Source organism: Sphingobacterium sp. UBA5670 (genome assembly GCF_002420705.1).
Classification (GTDB): domain Bacteria; phylum Bacteroidota; class Bacteroidia; order Sphingobacteriales; family Sphingobacteriaceae; genus Sphingobacterium.
This window is the reverse complement of the sequence record NZ_DIIM01000002.1, coordinates 278664-295261: the sequence shown is the minus strand read 5'-3', so window position 1 is coordinate 295261 and position 16598 is coordinate 278664. Positions and strand designations below refer to the sequence as shown.

The following is a 16598-nucleotide window of genomic DNA, read 5'->3' as shown; positions in this document are numbered from 1 at the left end:
GCAAAGGTCATATGTTTTAAAGCATGGAGGATATAGCCGTTTGGCATATGTTTGTCACATAGATCGGTCCTTTCAATAATTGGAGCGGTCTTGTCTTTTTTAATTAATATCTTTGCTGTATGAATATCGAAGACATCAGACAGCCTTTTCTTAAAAAATTTCCCGGAGATTTTTCCAATAATCCCACGCAACGAAGCACACCAAAAGTTTTATTTGCCACGATTAAACCTGCTGGGTTTGAACAGCCTCAATTAATTGCTTTTAATGAGGATCTTTCTGAAGAAATAGGATTAGGAAAATTTGAAGAAAAGGATCTGAGCTTTCTGGTCGGATCTGATCTTCCTGACCATGTTCAAACCTATGCTACAGCTTACGCCGGGCATCAATTTGGTAACTGGGCAGGACAGTTGGGTGATGGAAGAGCTATTCTCGCGGGGGAAATTACCAATGCTGAAGGTAAGAAAACAGAAATTCAATGGAAAGGTGCCGGTGCAACGCCATATTCAAGACGTGCAGACGGAAGGGCAGTATTAAGGTCTTCTGTACGCGAATATCTGATGAGTGAAGCTATGTATCATTTAGGGATACCCACGACCAGAGCGCTAAGCCTCGCCTTTACGGGAGAAGATGTTATTCGTGACATCATGTATAACGGTAATCCACAATACGAAAAAGGGGCTGTAGTGATAAGAACAGCCGAAAGTTTTCTTCGATTCGGCCATTTTGAGTTTCTGTATGCCCAACAGGAATATAACTTATTACAGGACCTGCTCGATTTCACCGTAGAAAATTACTTCCCTGAAATTGTTTCTTCCAATCATCAGAAATATAAAGATTTTTTTGAAAAGGTATGTACCCGAACCGCAGATCTGATGGTAGAATGGTTTAGAGTAGGTTTCGTGCATGGTGTCATGAACACCGACAACATGTCCATCTTAGGTTTAACGATTGATTATGGTCCCTATTCCATGATGGATGAATATCATCTAAATTTCACCCCAAATACAACGGACCTTCCGGGACGAAGATATGCTTTTGGAAAGCAGGCACAGATTTCACAATGGAATCTATGGAAACTTGCAAATGCACTTCTGCCGATCATAAAAGATGAAAAATTTCTTGAAAATACGTTAAAGAATTTTGGCATTTATTTTTGGGAAGCTCATGACAAAATGCTTTGCAAAAAATTCGGATTTGACGGAATGAAAAAAGGAGATGACGAGTTTTTCTCTAACTGGCAAGGCTTCATGCAGGACCTGGGATTGGATTATACTTTATTTTTCAATCAATTGGAGAAAATAGCGCCTGATACGGATCTAAAAGAGCATTTCAGCCCGGTATCCTACACTCTTTTAGATGAAATAAAGCTCAGCAGACTTCAAGACTTCATCGAGCTGTACCAATCACGGATTCATTCAAATACGATTTCAAAGGAAGAATCCCTCGGTTTAATGCAAACAACAAATCCTAAATTTATTCTGAGAAACTACCTCCTTTACGAATGCATTGAAGAAATCAGCAATGGAAAAATGGAGATGCTGACCAAACTCACCCAGGCTTTAGAAAATCCATACCAGGAGCTATTTCCAGAATTTTCTGTGAAGCGCCCTTCCAACTACGACGATACGGCTGGCTGTTCAACGCTGTCATGCAGCTCATAGCAACAGCTATTTCTTGAATTTGACGCATTTATAGGGACTACAAAACCCGCTGATTTGAAGATTTTTTAAAAATAATTAAACTAAGTAGACAGCCAATGAGTACACTGGCCATTAGATAAGGCTCTAAGTGCATATCCTGATAATTAATTCCGGGTATATCAGCATCGGAGGTAAATTCAGCTCTTTTCAACAGATCGCGTAGCTGAGCAACCCTATATTTCAGATAAATCACCCTCATACCAAAAAATATCGATGCTGAACCAATGATAATCAGTAAAGAAAGCACTTGATTTTTTGTAGAAGATATTTTGCAATAATTTCTGACAAACAGGTATAAAAAAGGAATAATCCCAAAAGAGAAAACGAAAATCAAGGTTGGAAAAATCTGTTGGGACAGACTTTGACTATCGTTAAATAAAAAACTCTCACCTATAATTTCACTCGTGAAAAAATTTAAAAACCAATCTCTCATAAAAAAGGCTATGAGACACAAGGCAAGTGACAATCCGATAATAATTCCTTTCGTTTTCATACGTAATATGCGCTATTATTTAATTTTTATTGTTGGTATTCAATCTTGGTCAATTCGGCATTCCAAAGTTTAGCGTTTTTCAGCTTATTCCTTCACCATTGTCAAATTCGAAAGGAAATTCATCCCTTTCCCGATTATCAAAAACCTCTCCATAATTATTCTTTGGAAATTATTTTCATAGACTCTATTTTCAAATAACTAACATTCAAAAGATTCCTGGATAACACTATTTAGAATTGCCACAGAACATGCGCTATATAAATCTAGGAAGAGCTTTTAGAAAATACTTGTCTTAAGACAAGTATTCAAGGTCATTTATCCTGTAGTTTTATAACATTAACATTTCTTAATTATGCAAAGTGTGTTTCTCACTATAACAATAAGTTGTCTTGTTCTATTCTGGCTGGCTGTGCAGCACAAACTCTCTGTAGCAGTTTATATCACCTGGGCATTCATCATATCATCTGCAGCGATTGCAGGATTCTTCGGAAAATTTCCAGCTTCTTTCGCCTTAACCTTATTAGGAACAGCGATAACAATCCTCTGTTGTTATAAGTTATTGGCTCATTCAAAAATTAATATGTATTTACTTTTGGCAATCCATCTCTTACGTATCCCTGTGGAATATCTACTTTTTGCTTTATTCAAAGCTAAGATGCTGCCATGGGAGATGACTTTTATTGGTTGTAATCATGATCTATTTTTTGGAATCACAGCATTTGTATTTTTGATAATAGGAATTTTTCATCCTAAAATTTTCAATTTTCAGATTTTCAGGTTATGGAATATATTCGGTGTTTGTTCAGTTCTCATTGTTGTTATTCTAGGTATATTGTCGTCACCAATTCCTATACAAACCATAGCTTTTGATCAGCCAAATATTGCTATGCTACAGTTTCCTTATGCTTTATTACCGACCGTGATTGTACCTTTGATAATCCTATCCCACATTCTCCTGTTGAGGAATTCTGTTACATCAAAATTCCAATAGCGGACAACTTCCGCGTTTGATGGCTTCACGAAAGAGTCTTTCAATTTTTTTTTGTATATTATCTCACTATGAAAATAGTAGATATAACAAAAGAGACTTTAATCACGGCTCAGAATCAGGGCTACACCGTATTGATTACCAAGTTTAATTCTGATCCTTTATATCCTACATGGGTGATGGATAAAATCGAAAAAGACAAAATAGAATCCAATAAAAAAAGGTTAAGCGAGAATTACCAATTATGCTATTCGATCAAAGAAGCTATAAATACGATTGATAGCCGGCCTTTTATTGGAAAATTACAGCTAAGCAATTAGTCCACTGGTTGACATAATTTATAGAAGGCTACAGTAACCAATAGCAGGACTGTAGCCTTTATTTTTGAAACCGAATTGCGAAATATGATAAAATAATAGGTACACATATTTCAGCTCCGAACTCCGTCAGGAAATTTGTTTGTTTTTATCCAACCTAACTGTTTTTGATGGATCAATAGGAGAAAAAACCCATAAACTTTACCTCAGAGGAAATTATTCCTCACTTCCGGTATTTTTTGGCCGCTCGGACAATTGATCTCTGTTGTTTCCATCAATTTTTTGTGCTGCTGCCATGGAGACAACCAAATCATTCAACATGGAGCTAGCGGCCGTTGGCGAATTGGGAAGTAAAACCAAATTACTTCTACTATTGGCTCCAATAGCATTCAATGTATCATAATGCTGAGTCACAACAATTAAGGCGGATGCTTCCTGTGCATTGATATCAGCAGCGTTGAGCATTTTTACAGATTCTTCCAGTCCTTTTGCAATCTCTCTCCTCTGGTCTGCAATACCTTGTCCCTGGAGCTTTTTAGATTCTGCTTCAGCTTTTGCAACGGCAACAATTCGTATTCTTTGGGCTTCAGATTCATATTCAGCAGCGGTTTTTTCACGTTCTGCAGCGTTGATTCTGTTCATAGCGTGTTTTACCTGTTCATCGGGATCAATATCTGTCACTAATGCTTTGATTATATCATAACCGTAGCTTTGCATCGCATCCTGCAATTCACTCTTTACGGCAATGGCAATATCATCCTTCCTGACAAAAACATCATCCAATTTTGTCTTTGGAACTTCCGCACGCACGACATCAAAGACATAAGATGTAATCTGATTTTCGGGATTTTCCAGACGATAATAAGCGTCTTTTACATTATCTCGGATAACCTGATACTGAACAGAAACTTTCATCTTGATGAAAACATTATCCAAGGTTTTGGTATCAATTATGACATCCAATTGCTTTATACGAAGGTTCAGGCGCTTAGCGATCTGATCCAAAAATGGAATTTTTAAATGCAAACCAGCGTGACTTACCTTTAAAAATTTACCCAACCTTTCGATCACAGCCGCAGATTCCTGTTTTACTGTGTAAAATGAAGCAAACAATGTAATGAGTCCGAAAAAAACTAGAATTCCTAAATATATCATAACCTTAAATTTAATATTGGTGATACACAAACTTACGTCTTTCCATTGTTATTCTAGTACCAATTTTATTATTTTCAGGAAGAACTACTGTTCCTAATGCAGGAGCAGAAATGGGTAGGCGGAGCAAAATCGTAATTTATATAGTCAAATCACAACTATACTATTTATTCTGGTTGGATGATGACATAGTGGGTGAATTTAAATTCATTTTTTATACTTGTACGGATCCGGGTAATGGCCATCGTGATCTCCTCCGTATCAAGGTCATCTTTAAAATCAATGATGAGCACCAAAATAACATCCTCTGGCGACTGATAAGAAGCCAATCCATATACCTTCGGAAATCATGGAGGAACTATCTTAAAAAATTAGTATCCAATGCGGAGATGTCATTAAATCTCCACATTTTCCATTCTCAATTGCATTAGTTAATTTTTCCATTTTCCATTTCCGTATATTTATGTCGAAAATTACAGCTAGTGAAAAAGAAAATTGTGCTTATTCAGGATAATAAAGATATTCTGGACGTTATGGAAGAGATCTTAGAAGATGAAGGATTCAAGGTAGTCCCCTCATTGACTACTGCTCCGATTGACAATATTGAGGAAATCGATCCTGCTCTCGTTATTGTAGATGACAACATTAAGGGGAATAAAAAAGGGTCAAAAGTAATAAAAGAATTGAAGGAGGATCCTCATACAGAAGATTTATCTGCTGTATTGACATCCACGGCCAATGACCTGCCTCAAAAGGCATTAGAATGTAAAGCGGATGACTACATTGAAAAACCATTTGACATTGATCATATGGTTGAAGTGGTAAAAGAGAATTCTTAATTGAATGCTGTCCTTATATCAACCCAATCTCACTTTGTCGAATGATTAATTCTTTTTGGGCAAATTGCAATTCAAGCTTTTTCTTAAACTGTTTCCAATAAGAATGGTCAATTTCAGAAACCATGATCTCATAAATCACATGATCGTCTTTGATTTGCATACCATCACTATTTTCCCATATTCCAACTGCGGGGTTACGTGTATAGGCTGTTATCCCTCCAAAATCCTTAATTAATTGTTTGCTGACACTCTGATATAAGTGATCTGAAAATCGATTTCCCTCTTTATCATATAGTGGGATAAAAACTTCAATCTTTTTAATGGGCTGGCAGTTACTTTTAGCTTTTTCTATCGTCTTGCATGCATCTTTCGCACTTAATATTTTCAAAGGCTGGAAATCTTTCCCTTCCTGTTTGTTGTAGTTAATAAAAAAATGTTGAAGTTCATCGAGAACAGTGTCGGACAATTGCGCTACTCGATGAATATTTCCGAAAATGGATGAAGCTTCCGGCACAGCCAAAAATCGATCATTTTCGACCTGTACGCCATCTTTGCTTTGCTGTACTGCTTTTATTGCTCCAATAACTTTACATTTCAATATACAACCGGGAAAAGTTCCTTGCTCCGAAATAATAATAACATCTAAGGGGGCTCCATCCTCTCCTACCGTACCGGGAATAAAGCCAAAATCATAAGGAAAAACTGAACCAAGGGGTAAATATTTAGCCAATACAAATCCGCCAGATTCTGGTTCATAGTTGTATTTAGCATTCGATTTTTTAGGTGTTTCAACCGTACAAAATATATGTTTCATTCTATTTTCTAAAATGGTTTTTTTCACATTTATTGCTAACTAAAAAAGATCAACTTTTAGCTTCGAACAGCAGCATTCGCAATTTGGTTTGTGATTTATATCAAAATTTTAGAAGACTAGTTCGTTATACGTCCTGCTGTCTTATGATTTTTCTACAGCCTCCAGATATTTTCTTCGCGCCATGATTTCCGGTTCTTCCTATTTAGAAAGGTCATCTTCGTTTAGAAGCCACAGGATAAAATTTTACACACCCAACTAGTTTGAACTAAATAGCCTGCACAGCGGTTTACTCTTAAAACTGAACTACTATGAATACTATTCTGATTAAAGAAATCATACAACAACTGCGGGATGTAGAGCATACAGATCTGTGGATCGATGAAAATTTTGAAAAAAAATTGGTTAGTGTGAATGAGTCAACTGCCTATGAGCGTCCTATCCCGGAGCTTCACAGCGTAGCAGAATTGATGTCGCATCTCATCGAATGGCGTAGAGAGGTAATGAGTCGTCTGCATGGAAATCCACGGGGACTTGAAATGAACGATGCAGCAAATTGGCGAACGAATAATGAACTCAAAATAAAGGGATGGGAAAAGCTTTTGGAAGACTTCTGGAACAGTCAACAACAAATTATCAACTTTCTTGAAGACAAAGACGATTCCTTCCTTGAACAAGCGTATAAACATGCCGATCCCAATTTTCCATATAACCTTAAATATCTTCTGACAGGACTAATCCATCACGACTTTTACCACCTTGGTCAGATGGGTATTACAATCAAGTTTTTAAAGATAAAACATGCAATAATCTAATAAAGCAGGACTGATCATATCATTTTTTTTGAACGATATTCTTTTGACTACTGTTTACCTAGAAATCAAAACTCATAAAATCATGAAAAGAATATTTTTGACCCTAACAATTGCATTTTCCATCGCCGCGGTCCAAAGTTGCGGCAATGCAAATAATGACAGCAAAAAAACTGCGGACAGTATCAATGAAGCAAAAGAACCAGAAAATATCGATGATAACGACATGGCGACAACACCTGTTGCTGTCAATGAAGATGATGCAAAGTTTGTTACTGAAGCAGCGAACGGGGGAATGGCCGAAGTAGAACTGGGAAAACTGGCACAGCAAAAAGGACAGCATGCAGATGTAAAGGCTTTTGGCGAAATGATGGTGAAAGATCATTCCGCAGCAAATGATGAATTAGCCACCCTTGCAAAAGCGAAAAATATAACTTTGCCAGCCACCTTAGGTACCGAAGAGCAAAAATTAAGGGATGAATTATCCAAAAAGTCTCCCGGCGACTTCGATAAGTCTTATATCGAAGATATGGTCAAAGACCACGAAAAAGATATCAAGCTATTTGAGGACGCGAGTAAAAACCTTAAAGATGCCGACCTCAAAGCATTTGTAGATAAAACATTGCCGACCCTCAGAAGCCATCTTGAACATGCAAAAAGTGTTAAAGATAAGTTGAAATAATAATAACAGACAAGGGTCAACGTATTAATTGACCCTTGTCTGTTCTGTTTGCTCCATCCACACTTACGTGCCCTTTCTTCGACTTAACCTGCCCCCATATCAAGCGGCATGGAAACGTTTTTTGCGCAATCAACCCCTTAAGTTGTCGTATTTACACAAGATCTTTCTTGAGAATCGTTCGCATCTTTGTCATGTAAAACTTATATAAATCAATTATGAAAAATCTTATCAAAACCAGCAATGTTTTTAAATCACTATTATTTATCATCCTAATGACAACTGTAATGCAATCACATGGCCAAAAGATCGAACCTTCTAACAAAGGTTTAGTGCCCTTGAATGGTACCAAAGTATACTATGAAGTTTATGGCAAGGGTAAACCAATTGTTCTATTGCATGGTGCTTTTATGACCATCGGTTCAAACTGGGGTCAGCTAATACCTGAATTAGCCAAAAACAGAAAAGTTATAGCCATCGAATTGCAGGGACACGGCCATTCGCCATTTTCCGACAGAAAATTTGACCATGCAGTGCTCGCAAAAGATGTGGCTAGCGTAATGGATTATCTGAAAATCGAAAATGCAACTTTGCTCGGATATAGCTTTGGTGGTGCTATAGCCTACCAATTTGCCATTCAGTATCCGAAGCGGTTAAATGAATTGGTCATTATTTCTGCCACCTATAAAAGTGCTGGATGGATGTCAGAAATTAACAATGCATTCAAGGGCATGAAACCAGAATTATTTGACAATAGTCCAATGCAGCAAGCTTATAATGCTGTTGCCCCAGACAAAACAAAGTGGACGAAATTTTTGGAGCAGATGATCTCGTTGGCACAACGCCCATTTGACCTGGGAGACGCAAATATTGCCAAAATATCTGCCCCTGTCTTGATAGTCGCCGGAGACAATGACGGTTTAGATAAAATCGAACTGGCTAAAACTTATCAACTATTGGGTGGTGCAGTGGCTGGTGACTTTGGGCAAATGCCGAAATCTCAACTAGCAATTATCCCAGGACAAAGCCATGTCAGTGTTATGAAACAGACAAAAACCATTTTAGGGTTCTTAAATAATTTTTTAAAATAGACTTTAGTAGGTTTTTTAAATGGCTTAGAATTATATTGTTTGAAATGGGAGAAAAAGTGAATGTGAAAACTGATGTATACACACATCAAAAAAATGTGCTGTATGTTATCTAAATAATAAAGTACAAAATATGAGCAAACTGCTTCAGTCATATTATCAGAACACGGATGTCCTATTTCTAGCAGAAGATCTGTTAGGTAAGGTTCTCTATACGCAAAAAGATGGACTGGTTACAGCGGGCCGAATTGTTGAAACCGAGGCTTACTTTGGAGTTCCGGATAAAGCATCGCATGCTTTTAACGGCAAAAGAACATCAAGGACTGAACCAATGTATCGGGAAGGCGGTGTAGCCTATGTATATTTATGTTATGGAATTCACCATCTTTTGAATATTGTCACATCAGTTGCAGAGGATCCGCAATGCGTTTTAATTAGAAGTATTGAACCACTGGTTGGTATGGATGTGATGGCATTGCGAAGGCCGGTACCTCCAGAAAAACCTTCTTTTTCGAATGGTCCAGGGTCCACGGCGAAAGCTTTAGGAATTGATTCTTCGTTTAACGACGTCTTACTGACGGGTGATAAAATTTGGGTTGAAGATCAAGGATTGAAATATAGCCCTTCGGAGATTGGAAAGGGCCCGCGGATAGGTATTGCTTATGCTCAGGAACACGCCATGCTACCATTACGCTTTTTTGTAAAGAACAATAGGTATTCAAAAAAAGGATAAACCTGTAATTAAATAAATAGGCAGACGAAAGATAGTGTATCATTTCTGAACATTCATATGGACGCTCTGTTTTTCTATTATTTTTCTGAATACCACAAATTCTAAGATTGTACAGGAAACATAAATGATTGAAAAGATCAACAGCATTATTTGCGGATCAAGAATCATGTTATATTTATACATACCAACCAAAATGTAAACGATCAGTAAGACCAAACAAAGAGCTGGTATTCCCGCGAAAGTCAACAATGACAATACTTTATTATTCCTAACCTTTTCAATATGATTAAAAAAAGGCAGTAAAGAACACAAAACCATTGCTGCAAGATAGACCGTGGAGAAACCCAGATTGACCACAATATCCAAAATAACAATAATACTCTCCAAAAAACCTGTAGATTCTGTATCGGTCTGTGCAATGATCACTCGATATACGGTAAATAGCAATACACTTAGCAGTATATTAACCAGCCAGAATCTAAATATAATTTTTCTCATTTAATTTGATCTTTTACAATTGTTGCTATTCTATGTTTTCTATGCTTATAATTTCCGTTCTTAACGCATACATTTTAACGATCGAACTTTTTTTATCGAAAAAAATATCAAAAAGACGGAAAAGCCTATAAATGTTACTGTCTGAAAAGCAAACCGTATAGGCTGACTCTCCCATAATATTGTCGTCTCCCCCCCAGTTCTGCTAAATCTCAAGCGGTAAGCACCTTTGATGATGGCCTCTGTTACGATAAAGAGACTCAAGCCGGCAAGTGTCAAAAGAAACATCAATAAACCTAGCTCCATTATACAGGTACTTATGTACAGAACGGTATTCATCCGTCCCTTCGAAACCTTATTTCTACAGACGAAGGCGATAGTTGATGATAACAACATCAAAACGGTTCCAATAATTAGAATAACAATTCCTACTAACAAAATGATCGAGAACACCGCTATTATATCCATTAAAACTCCTTCAGCCGTTTCTACAAAGGTACTACCTTATCCTCCAGAAATAATGTACGAATATAAAGTCTGTCCCGGCGAATAATAATTACTCTGCAATTCAATAAGCGAATAGTAATAATCTCATGCCAAACTTTCAGCTTGCTTAACATTAACTTTAAATTAACAACTCATACAAATGAACCAGTTAAAATCCTCCCCTTTTTGTATGCCCTACGGATAAAGCATAGATAAAGCACAGATGAAGCACGGATATAGCACGGATATAGTACTAAGTCGATACAAGGTTTTAGTGCTATGACAGTGCTTTAAACGTACTTAGAGCGTACTAGATCACCTATAAAAATGTCTATTTTTTACACTAAGCTCCTCGCTTAATACTTAACTAAAAAGAAATAATAGACTATTGTAGCCAGTGCTATTTGTGAGAAATAGAAACTAATCTAAAATTCTTTGGTGACGAATAGTAATTGTAGCCAAAATTATTATATTGTGCTGTAATCTGGAATAAAATTTAAATTGTTCTAATCTATTGACTGAATACCCAAAAGCAATTAAGTTCAAATATTCATGGCGGAAGTACCAACTTCGCGTGCTGGAAGAATTACAAGCGCACCTGAAGGATGGACATTTACATGTGGTGGCTCCTCCCGGCTCTGGTAAAACCGTTTTAGGGCTTGAAGTTGCGATCCGCATCAATAAACCAACGCTAATTCTTGCACCGACACGCGCGATCCGTAACCAATGGATACAACGGTTCTGTGAACTTTTTCTTCAAACAGATACCGTCCCCGACTGGATATCTAAAGATATCCGAAATCCCAAATTTATGACGGTAGTGACCTATCAGGGACTGCATGCTGCATGCAATGATCAGGATGTCACGAGGAATGATTCAAGCCTTGACCGAATTCTACGTGGATTGCAATTACAAAAAATTGGTACAATCGTCGTCGATGAGGCCCATCATCTTAAAAATGAATGGTGGCATACGTTAATAAATATCAAGAAAAAACTGAAGCCCATAGTTGTCGGCTTGACCGCTACCCCGCCCTATGATGTCACTCCAACAGAGTGGCAGCGCTACATGGATCTCAATGGACCCATAGATGCAGAAATTTCAGTCCCCGAGCTTATCATTGAAGGGGATCTATGTCCACATCAGGATTATATTTATTTCAACTCCCCGAGCCAAAAGGAAACACAGTTTATTAAAGATTACAGAGAAAACATGCATAAGCTGTATATAGAAATAAGCAAGGACGAAATCGTGCTCCAGGCGATCCAAAAACATCCGATATGGCTGGACCCGACTGCTGATCTAGAATGGGTATATAATAACCTAAAATTTTACTCGGCTTGCTTAATTTTTCTACATGCCAACCAAATTTCCATTCCTGATCTCCATATGGAGATCATTGGTGGCAAAGATTTCAAAATACCTGATCTGGATTATGAATGGATCGAAATTCTACTTGATTTTTACCTGCATCGGGAAAAGGTACATTTCAATGCGTTTGAAGAGCATCGAAATATGTTGACAAACAGATTACAACGATATGGTGCGCTTGAAAAAAAACAAGTGAACTTTTCCCAAAATAGTCGTATCCGGCAATATTTAACGTCAAGTATCAGTAAAATGGAATCCATCAAGTCGATTGTGGATTTTGAATACGACAAATTAGGCAGAGCTTTACGCTTGGTTATCCTCTCGGACTTCATACGGAAAGAATTTTATGTTAACAGCACGCTCAATGACCTTGAATTGAACAAAATAGGTGTTATCCCTATTTTCGAAAAATTAAGACGCGAAAATAACAACAACAAGAAAATCGGAGTCCTTACAGGTTCAATAATTATTATTCCAGCCGACAGTTATCCAGCATTTAAAACCACTTCAGCCAAATACGGTGTATATGACACCTACGCCAGCCCTGTTCCTTTTGATCCTAATTACCTTTCAATAAACCAGACAGAGGGGCTTCAACATAATATTGTTCACATTGTCACCCAGCTATTTCAGGCGGGAGAAATCGAAATCTTAGTGGGAACCAAGTCTTTGTTGGGCGAAGGCTGGGATGCTCCGGCAATCAATTCACTGATTCTAGCGAGTTTTGTAGGCTCATTTGTACTTTCCAACCAAATGCGGGGAAGGGCGATTAGAGCTCAACGAGGTAATACGAACAAAACGGCAAACATATGGCATTTGGTGTGCGCTGATCCAACCTCAGTCACGGGTGGAGATGACCTTAAATTATTAAAACGACGGTTTAAGAGCTTTGTCGGCGTCTCACTTCGTCAAGAACCTGAAATCGAGAACGGTATCGATCGTTTTGATCTACCCGAAAATATAAACAACGTTGGGGAAATCTCAAAGAAAAACGCTGAAATGCTTGAATTTGCAGCCAATCGAGCGGATCTCAAGCAACGCTGGAACCTTGCGCTGAGCAAGGGAGTGAATCTCGTAGAAGAGATCAAAATACCTTTTGACGAAGAACAAGATTATCAACGCGTTAAAGCACTATATATCAACAAAACAATTAAAAACTTGTTAGTGACAGTGGCTGCAGCCTGGCTTAGTTTTGGTCTTGATCATGTACAAGGTTTTATTCAAACACTAAAAAATATGCAGAGCTTGAGAGATCTTTATATGTACATTGCGGGTTTGGGAGCAATCGGCATGTTGCTTTTCGGCAGAAAAACCATTAAATCACTACGTATATATCTGAAATACAGAGATATTTCCAAAGATTTGAAAAAAGTGAGCCATGCCCTTTTAGACGCCCTGCTAAAAGCGCATATTATACGTGCTGATCATGAGGAATTGCGGGTGGAAACGCAAGTCGACCGATCGGGATCTGTTTACTGTCATCTGGAAGGGGGAAACACTTTTGACAAATCTATCTTCATCAATGCACTCTGCGAAATCGTTGCACCGATCGATAATCCGCGCTATGTGATTGTTCGAAAAAACACTTTTGCCTTTTTTGTAAAGCAGGAAGATTATCATGCGGTTCCTGAAGTTCTGGCCCGTAAAAAAGAGCTCGCCGAATATTTTAGCAATCAATGGAAGCAACATGTGGGTAACTGCGATTTAATCTTTACAAGGTCAATTACAGGTAGAAAATTAATTTTAAAAGCCCGAGTAAAATCATTGGCGGCTCAATTGGAAGAAAAGGTACAGCAGGTCAACAAATGGCGATAATGCTTTCTATTACTTCCGTGCTTAGTTTTTTAGCCATATTGCGAGAGAAAAACTATAGGTTTCTTTTATTGCTTTCGATTGCAATAAACTCTGGCAAATACTCTGGAGTACAGCCTTTGGACACCATCTTACCTTTGTAAAGACCTGTTTTTACTCCAAGCGCTATGCAACGTTCTCTATATTTTTTGTCGTAAACCCCAATCCACCCCACTAGAAAATTCATAGCCCATTGAACTTCTGGCTCTTCTCTTTCAATTTTACTTTCCACTTCAGACAACAATTCATTGTTGCTTGTCGGGGGTACTTGGCCCATCCAACGCAAACGTCCTTGATAATACCAATAAGTTCGTCTTTTAAGTGCAGATTGGCTGCTTTTCCAATCTTCTATTATACAAAGGGTCATTTTATCTTTGGTAAGCTGGTTTGCCATCAACCAATCGATGAGCTGAAGTTTCTCTTTATCATGATATTGACTGATCTGATCGACTAAATTATCAATAACCTTTTCTGTAAGAAGCTTTCTGTCCATAATTAGGATTGCCAATTGTCGGGCAAAAAAACTTCGAGTCGACCAAAGTTCCATTGCCAATGGATGATCCTTTTTTATTTCTTTTGCAATCTTTCGCAAATCACCAAGTTTGGTATCCTTGGCCGTAATCTGCGTCAATATATTTTCTGCTGTATATGAATGTTTCATTTGCCTTTATCTGTCATTTTCGCTTTAGCTGACCAACAACATCAATGTTAGCATATTATCGCTTTCCAAAGCCCACCTTGCGGGGTCCAACCTACCACCTAGTAGCGTCGGCAAGCCGAAATCAATCTAGCAGTTTTAAAATTTCAATATCCTCGGGTTCGGTTTTCGGAGAAAAATGCTTTATAAGCTTGCCGTTTTCGTCGATTAGATATTTCTGAAAATTCCACAAGACAGCAGAACTTTCTATACCGTTCAAGGTTTTATTGGTCAACCACTGATAGATAGGTGCCTGCTGCTTCCCTTTCACTTCAACCTTTGCCGCCATCGGAAAGGTTACCCCGTAATTGCGTTGACAAAAGGCGGCTATCTCTGCATTCTTGCCCGGTTCTTGATCTAAAAAGTCATTGGAAGGAAAGCCAACAATGATTAATCTATCACTAAATCTTTTGTATAGACGTTCAAGTCCCTCGTATTGCGGCGTAAATCCGCATTTGGAAGCCGTGTTTACAACGAGAATCTTTTTGCCTTTAAATTGAGCAAAATCAATCGTCGTACCATCCAGCCCCTTAACTTTAAAACCATATATTGTATCTGATTTTAGAGCTTTATCTATTTTAACGTTACCGTTAGTGAATAAATAATAAGCTATACCTCCGACAACCGCCGCCACAATGAATAAAATGATAAGAAGCATTTTTTTACTTTTTTTATAAACCATGCCAATAGAGCTAAACCGCAATTCTAACCGCATCATGTTATGTAGGCCTACGTATATCGTCCTGGCTTTATCATAGTTTGCATACGATGCCAACGTCGACCAGAAAAGTACAAAGCAAAAGTATCGCGACGTAACAACGAACCTTGCGACCAGCGTGGGCTACCCTTTAAAGTTACTAAAGAAAGGTCGAATTTGGAAAAGTTAAAACCAGTCATTTCCGTAGGCTCGAGTTATGTTTTCTTATTAAGATAGACCAGGATAAAAAAAATACCGTTATGACAAAAACTAAACGCTCAGCTATGGAATTCCGCGTGGGGTTTAAGTAGAGCGACGCTGAGGGTAGCAGATCGGATCTATTATTTGGATCCGATCTGCTGTTGGAAATACTAAAAACTACTCCTATTTTTGGTTTTTAATTGCTTCTGTTATAGCCTGTGCACCTTCGGCAGATTTAGCTTTTATTTCATCTTTATACTTATCAACTTCATCAGAGACCTTATCAACTACATGCCCCGCTGTCTCACTAACTGCCGATGATACGTGTTCATACTCTTCTTTTACCTTATCGGCTACTTCTTCATACTTATGCTTTGCCTGTTCTTTGAGATCCCTCGTCTTCGCCTTGATTTTTTTTCGTGTTTTTTTTCCACTATTCGGTGCAACTAATAAACCGACCAATGTACCAAGTGCCGCTCCCGCCACCATGGCGAGAAGTAATCCCGTTGAATTATTTTTCCCGTTGCACATCTTTATTTTTTTTAAACAATCGTAATTAAGCATATATTTTAAAATGATTATGTGTTAAACTGCTACAATTGCTAACAATAAAATCAAAATATTAGTTTGTCATATTTTAAATAATGTGCAACGATCGATATCATATAATTTACTTTTATATTATTTCGCTTTCTGCCCTGCTGTTGATTTTCTTCTGTCGGACGAATTGAAAAATAGATCCGATCACAAATAGGATAAATAGGATAAGAAGTGTTTGTCCAATGATGGGATCTTTAATATCCTTCGCCAAAGGCTGCCCTATTGGAATTCGGGTAAAAGTCTCATTGATAGTAGGTACAAGGGATAGAAAAAAACTGAACGATAAGAGAAAATTTTCAACATACCTCGCTTTTCTATTATTTTTCTGTTTTGAATAAAGCCAATAAGCAAAAGCTACTAAAACCAGGATAAAAAGTGAAAAGATGTGGCCGGCATTGAACCCACCCTGTTTTGAGATACCCAGTGCGGTGACGGAAGTAATCAGCGTCGCATAAAAAAAAACGCTTCCTGAGCGTGCCCCAAGGTTGATTTTGCCATATTTGACAAACCCTACTATCGCCCCGAAAAGAGCTGCAACACCGACAATGGTGTGAAAAATTCCTAAATTTGATAAACCCATTTTCTTC

At 37.8% G+C, this 16598-nt stretch carries 18 protein-coding genes; 9 read left to right on the top strand and 9 right to left on the bottom strand.

Annotated features, from left to right (window positions below; genetic code table 11):
• The first annotated feature begins 119 nt into the window (after positions 1 to 119).
• Complete coding sequence (locus B3C94_RS02275) at positions 120 to 1661, top strand: protein adenylyltransferase SelO (RefSeq protein ID WP_293898322.1); 1542 nt, start codon at positions 120 to 122, stop codon at positions 1659 to 1661.
• Between the two features lie 37 nt (positions 1662 to 1698).
• Here B3C94_RS02275 and B3C94_RS02270 read toward each other — a convergent pair whose 3' ends face one another.
• Positions 1699 to 2193: a hypothetical protein gene (locus B3C94_RS02270; RefSeq protein WP_293898319.1), complete on the bottom strand. Its 495-nt coding sequence runs from the start codon at positions 2191 to 2193 to the stop codon at positions 1699 to 1701.
• Positions 2194 to 2545: 352 nt separating this feature from the next.
• Here B3C94_RS02270 and B3C94_RS02265 point away from each other — a divergent pair, with 352 nt between their 5' ends.
• A complete protein-coding gene (locus B3C94_RS02265) occupies positions 2546 to 3184 on the top strand; it encodes a hypothetical protein (protein ID WP_293898316.1) in 639 nt (212 codons plus the stop codon).
• A gap of 68 nt (positions 3185 to 3252) precedes the next feature.
• Entirely contained in the window at positions 3253 to 3501 is a 249-nt protein-coding gene (locus B3C94_RS02260) for a hypothetical protein (RefSeq protein ID WP_293898313.1), read from the top strand.
• A gap of 213 nt (positions 3502 to 3714) precedes the next feature.
• Here the strand turns inward: B3C94_RS02260 and B3C94_RS02255 are convergent, their stop codons facing one another.
• Together B3C94_RS02255 and B3C94_RS02250 are read right to left on the bottom strand one after the other, a co-directional pair.
• Positions 3715 to 4653, bottom strand: coding sequence for an SPFH domain-containing protein (locus B3C94_RS02255; RefSeq protein ID WP_293898310.1), 939 nt, complete (start codon positions 4651 to 4653; stop codon positions 3715 to 3717).
• A gap of 164 nt (positions 4654 to 4817) precedes the next feature.
• On the bottom strand, positions 4818 to 4979 hold the full coding sequence (locus tag B3C94_RS02250) for a hypothetical protein (RefSeq protein ID WP_293898307.1): 162 nt from the start codon (positions 4977 to 4979) through the stop codon (positions 4818 to 4820).
• Positions 4980 to 5132: 153 nt separating this feature from the next.
• Between B3C94_RS02250 and B3C94_RS02245 the strand changes: the two genes are divergently transcribed.
• On the top strand, positions 5133 to 5489 hold the full coding sequence (locus tag B3C94_RS02245; protein WP_343557102.1) for a response regulator: 357 nt from the start codon (positions 5133 to 5135) through the stop codon (positions 5487 to 5489).
• A 13-nt stretch (positions 5490 to 5502) separates the two neighbouring features.
• On the opposite strand, the gene B3C94_RS02240 is transcribed toward B3C94_RS02245, so the two are convergent.
• Entirely contained in the window at positions 5503 to 6330 is an 828-nt protein-coding gene (locus B3C94_RS02240; protein WP_293898304.1) for an inorganic diphosphatase, read from the bottom strand.
• A 281-nt stretch (positions 6331 to 6611) separates the two neighbouring features.
• Here B3C94_RS02240 and B3C94_RS02235 point away from each other — a divergent pair, with 281 nt between their 5' ends.
• The 4 genes from B3C94_RS02235 to B3C94_RS02220 all read left to right on the top strand — a co-directional run bounded on the left by B3C94_RS02235 (position 6612) and on the right by B3C94_RS02220 (position 9612).
• A complete protein-coding gene (locus tag B3C94_RS02235) occupies positions 6612 to 7115 on the top strand; it encodes a DinB family protein (RefSeq protein ID WP_293898301.1) in 504 nt (167 codons plus the stop codon).
• 82 nt (positions 7116 to 7197) lie between these two features.
• On the top strand, positions 7198 to 7794 hold the full coding sequence (locus tag B3C94_RS02230) for a DUF4142 domain-containing protein (protein ID WP_293898298.1): 597 nt from the start codon (positions 7198 to 7200) through the stop codon (positions 7792 to 7794).
• A gap of 215 nt (positions 7795 to 8009) precedes the next feature.
• A complete protein-coding gene (locus B3C94_RS02225) occupies positions 8010 to 8882 on the top strand; it encodes an alpha/beta fold hydrolase (RefSeq protein WP_293898296.1) in 873 nt (290 codons plus the stop codon).
• Positions 8883 to 9012: 130 nt separating this feature from the next.
• On the top strand, positions 9013 to 9612 hold the full coding sequence (locus B3C94_RS02220; protein WP_293898293.1) for a DNA-3-methyladenine glycosylase: 600 nt from the start codon (positions 9013 to 9015) through the stop codon (positions 9610 to 9612).
• Between the two features lie 39 nt (positions 9613 to 9651).
• Here B3C94_RS02220 and B3C94_RS02215 read toward each other — a convergent pair whose 3' ends face one another.
• Positions 9652 to 10110, bottom strand: a complete 459-nt coding sequence (locus B3C94_RS02215) for a hypothetical protein (RefSeq protein WP_293898290.1) — start codon at positions 10108 to 10110, stop codon at positions 9652 to 9654.
• Positions 10111 to 11107: 997 nt separating this feature from the next.
• Here B3C94_RS02215 and B3C94_RS02210 point away from each other — a divergent pair.
• On the top strand, positions 11108 to 13780 hold the full coding sequence (locus tag B3C94_RS02210) for a DEAD/DEAH box helicase family protein (RefSeq protein ID WP_293898288.1): 2673 nt from the start codon (positions 11108 to 11110) through the stop codon (positions 13778 to 13780).
• 52 nt (positions 13781 to 13832) lie between these two features.
• Here the strand turns inward: B3C94_RS02210 and B3C94_RS02205 are convergent, their stop codons facing one another.
• The 4 genes from B3C94_RS02205 to B3C94_RS02190 all read right to left on the bottom strand — a co-directional run bounded on the left by B3C94_RS02205 (position 13833) and on the right by B3C94_RS02190 (position 16591).
• On the bottom strand, positions 13833 to 14477 hold the full coding sequence (locus B3C94_RS02205) for a DNA alkylation repair protein (protein ID WP_293898285.1): 645 nt from the start codon (positions 14475 to 14477) through the stop codon (positions 13833 to 13835).
• 121 nt (positions 14478 to 14598) lie between these two features.
• Positions 14599 to 15231, bottom strand: coding sequence for a glutathione peroxidase (locus B3C94_RS02200; RefSeq protein ID WP_293898282.1), 633 nt, complete (start codon positions 15229 to 15231; stop codon positions 14599 to 14601).
• A gap of 363 nt (positions 15232 to 15594) precedes the next feature.
• The gene (locus B3C94_RS02195; RefSeq protein WP_293898279.1) at positions 15595 to 15942 is read right to left on the bottom strand and encodes a YtxH domain-containing protein; all 348 of its coding nucleotides are present in this window, start codon (positions 15940 to 15942) and stop codon (positions 15595 to 15597) included.
• 145 nt (positions 15943 to 16087) lie between these two features.
• The gene (locus tag B3C94_RS02190) at positions 16088 to 16591 is read right to left on the bottom strand and encodes a hypothetical protein (protein WP_293898276.1); all 504 of its coding nucleotides are present in this window, start codon (positions 16589 to 16591) and stop codon (positions 16088 to 16090) included.
• Between the last annotated feature and the right edge of the window lie 7 nt (positions 16592 to 16598).

Excerpts from the sequence above, each read along its gene's own strand:
- B3C94_RS02275 (WP_293898322.1), top strand. The coding sequence starts at position 120 with ATGAATATCGAAGACATCAGACAGCCTTTTCTTAAAAAATTTCCCGGA.
- B3C94_RS02270 (WP_293898319.1), bottom strand. The coding sequence starts at position 2,193 with ATGAAAACGAAAGGAATTATTATCGGATTGTCACTTGCCTTGTGTCTC.
- B3C94_RS02265 (WP_293898316.1), top strand. The coding sequence starts at position 2,546 with ATGCAAAGTGTGTTTCTCACTATAACAATAAGTTGTCTTGTTCTATTC.
- B3C94_RS02260 (WP_293898313.1), top strand. The coding sequence starts at position 3,253 with ATGAAAATAGTAGATATAACAAAAGAGACTTTAATCACGGCTCAGAAT.
- B3C94_RS02255 (WP_293898310.1), bottom strand. The coding sequence starts at position 4,653 with ATGATATATTTAGGAATTCTAGTTTTTTTCGGACTCATTACATTGTTT.
- B3C94_RS02235 (WP_293898301.1), top strand. The coding sequence starts at position 6,612 with ATGAATACTATTCTGATTAAAGAAATCATACAACAACTGCGGGATGTA.
- B3C94_RS02230 (WP_293898298.1), top strand. The coding sequence starts at position 7,198 with ATGAAAAGAATATTTTTGACCCTAACAATTGCATTTTCCATCGCCGCG.
- B3C94_RS02225 (WP_293898296.1), top strand. The coding sequence starts at position 8,010 with ATGAAAAATCTTATCAAAACCAGCAATGTTTTTAAATCACTATTATTT.
- B3C94_RS02220 (WP_293898293.1), top strand. The coding sequence starts at position 9,013 with ATGAGCAAACTGCTTCAGTCATATTATCAGAACACGGATGTCCTATTT.
- B3C94_RS02215 (WP_293898290.1), bottom strand. The coding sequence starts at position 10,110 with ATGAGAAAAATTATATTTAGATTCTGGCTGGTTAATATACTGCTAAGT.
- B3C94_RS02205 (WP_293898285.1), bottom strand. The coding sequence starts at position 14,477 with ATGAAACATTCATATACAGCAGAAAATATATTGACGCAGATTACGGCC.
- B3C94_RS02200 (WP_293898282.1), bottom strand. The coding sequence starts at position 15,231 with ATGATGCGGTTAGAATTGCGGTTTAGCTCTATTGGCATGGTTTATAAA.
- B3C94_RS02195 (WP_293898279.1), bottom strand. The coding sequence starts at position 15,942 with ATGTGCAACGGGAAAAATAATTCAACGGGATTACTTCTCGCCATGGTG.
- B3C94_RS02190 (WP_293898276.1), bottom strand. The coding sequence starts at position 16,591 with ATGGGTTTATCAAATTTAGGAATTTTTCACACCATTGTCGGTGTTGCA.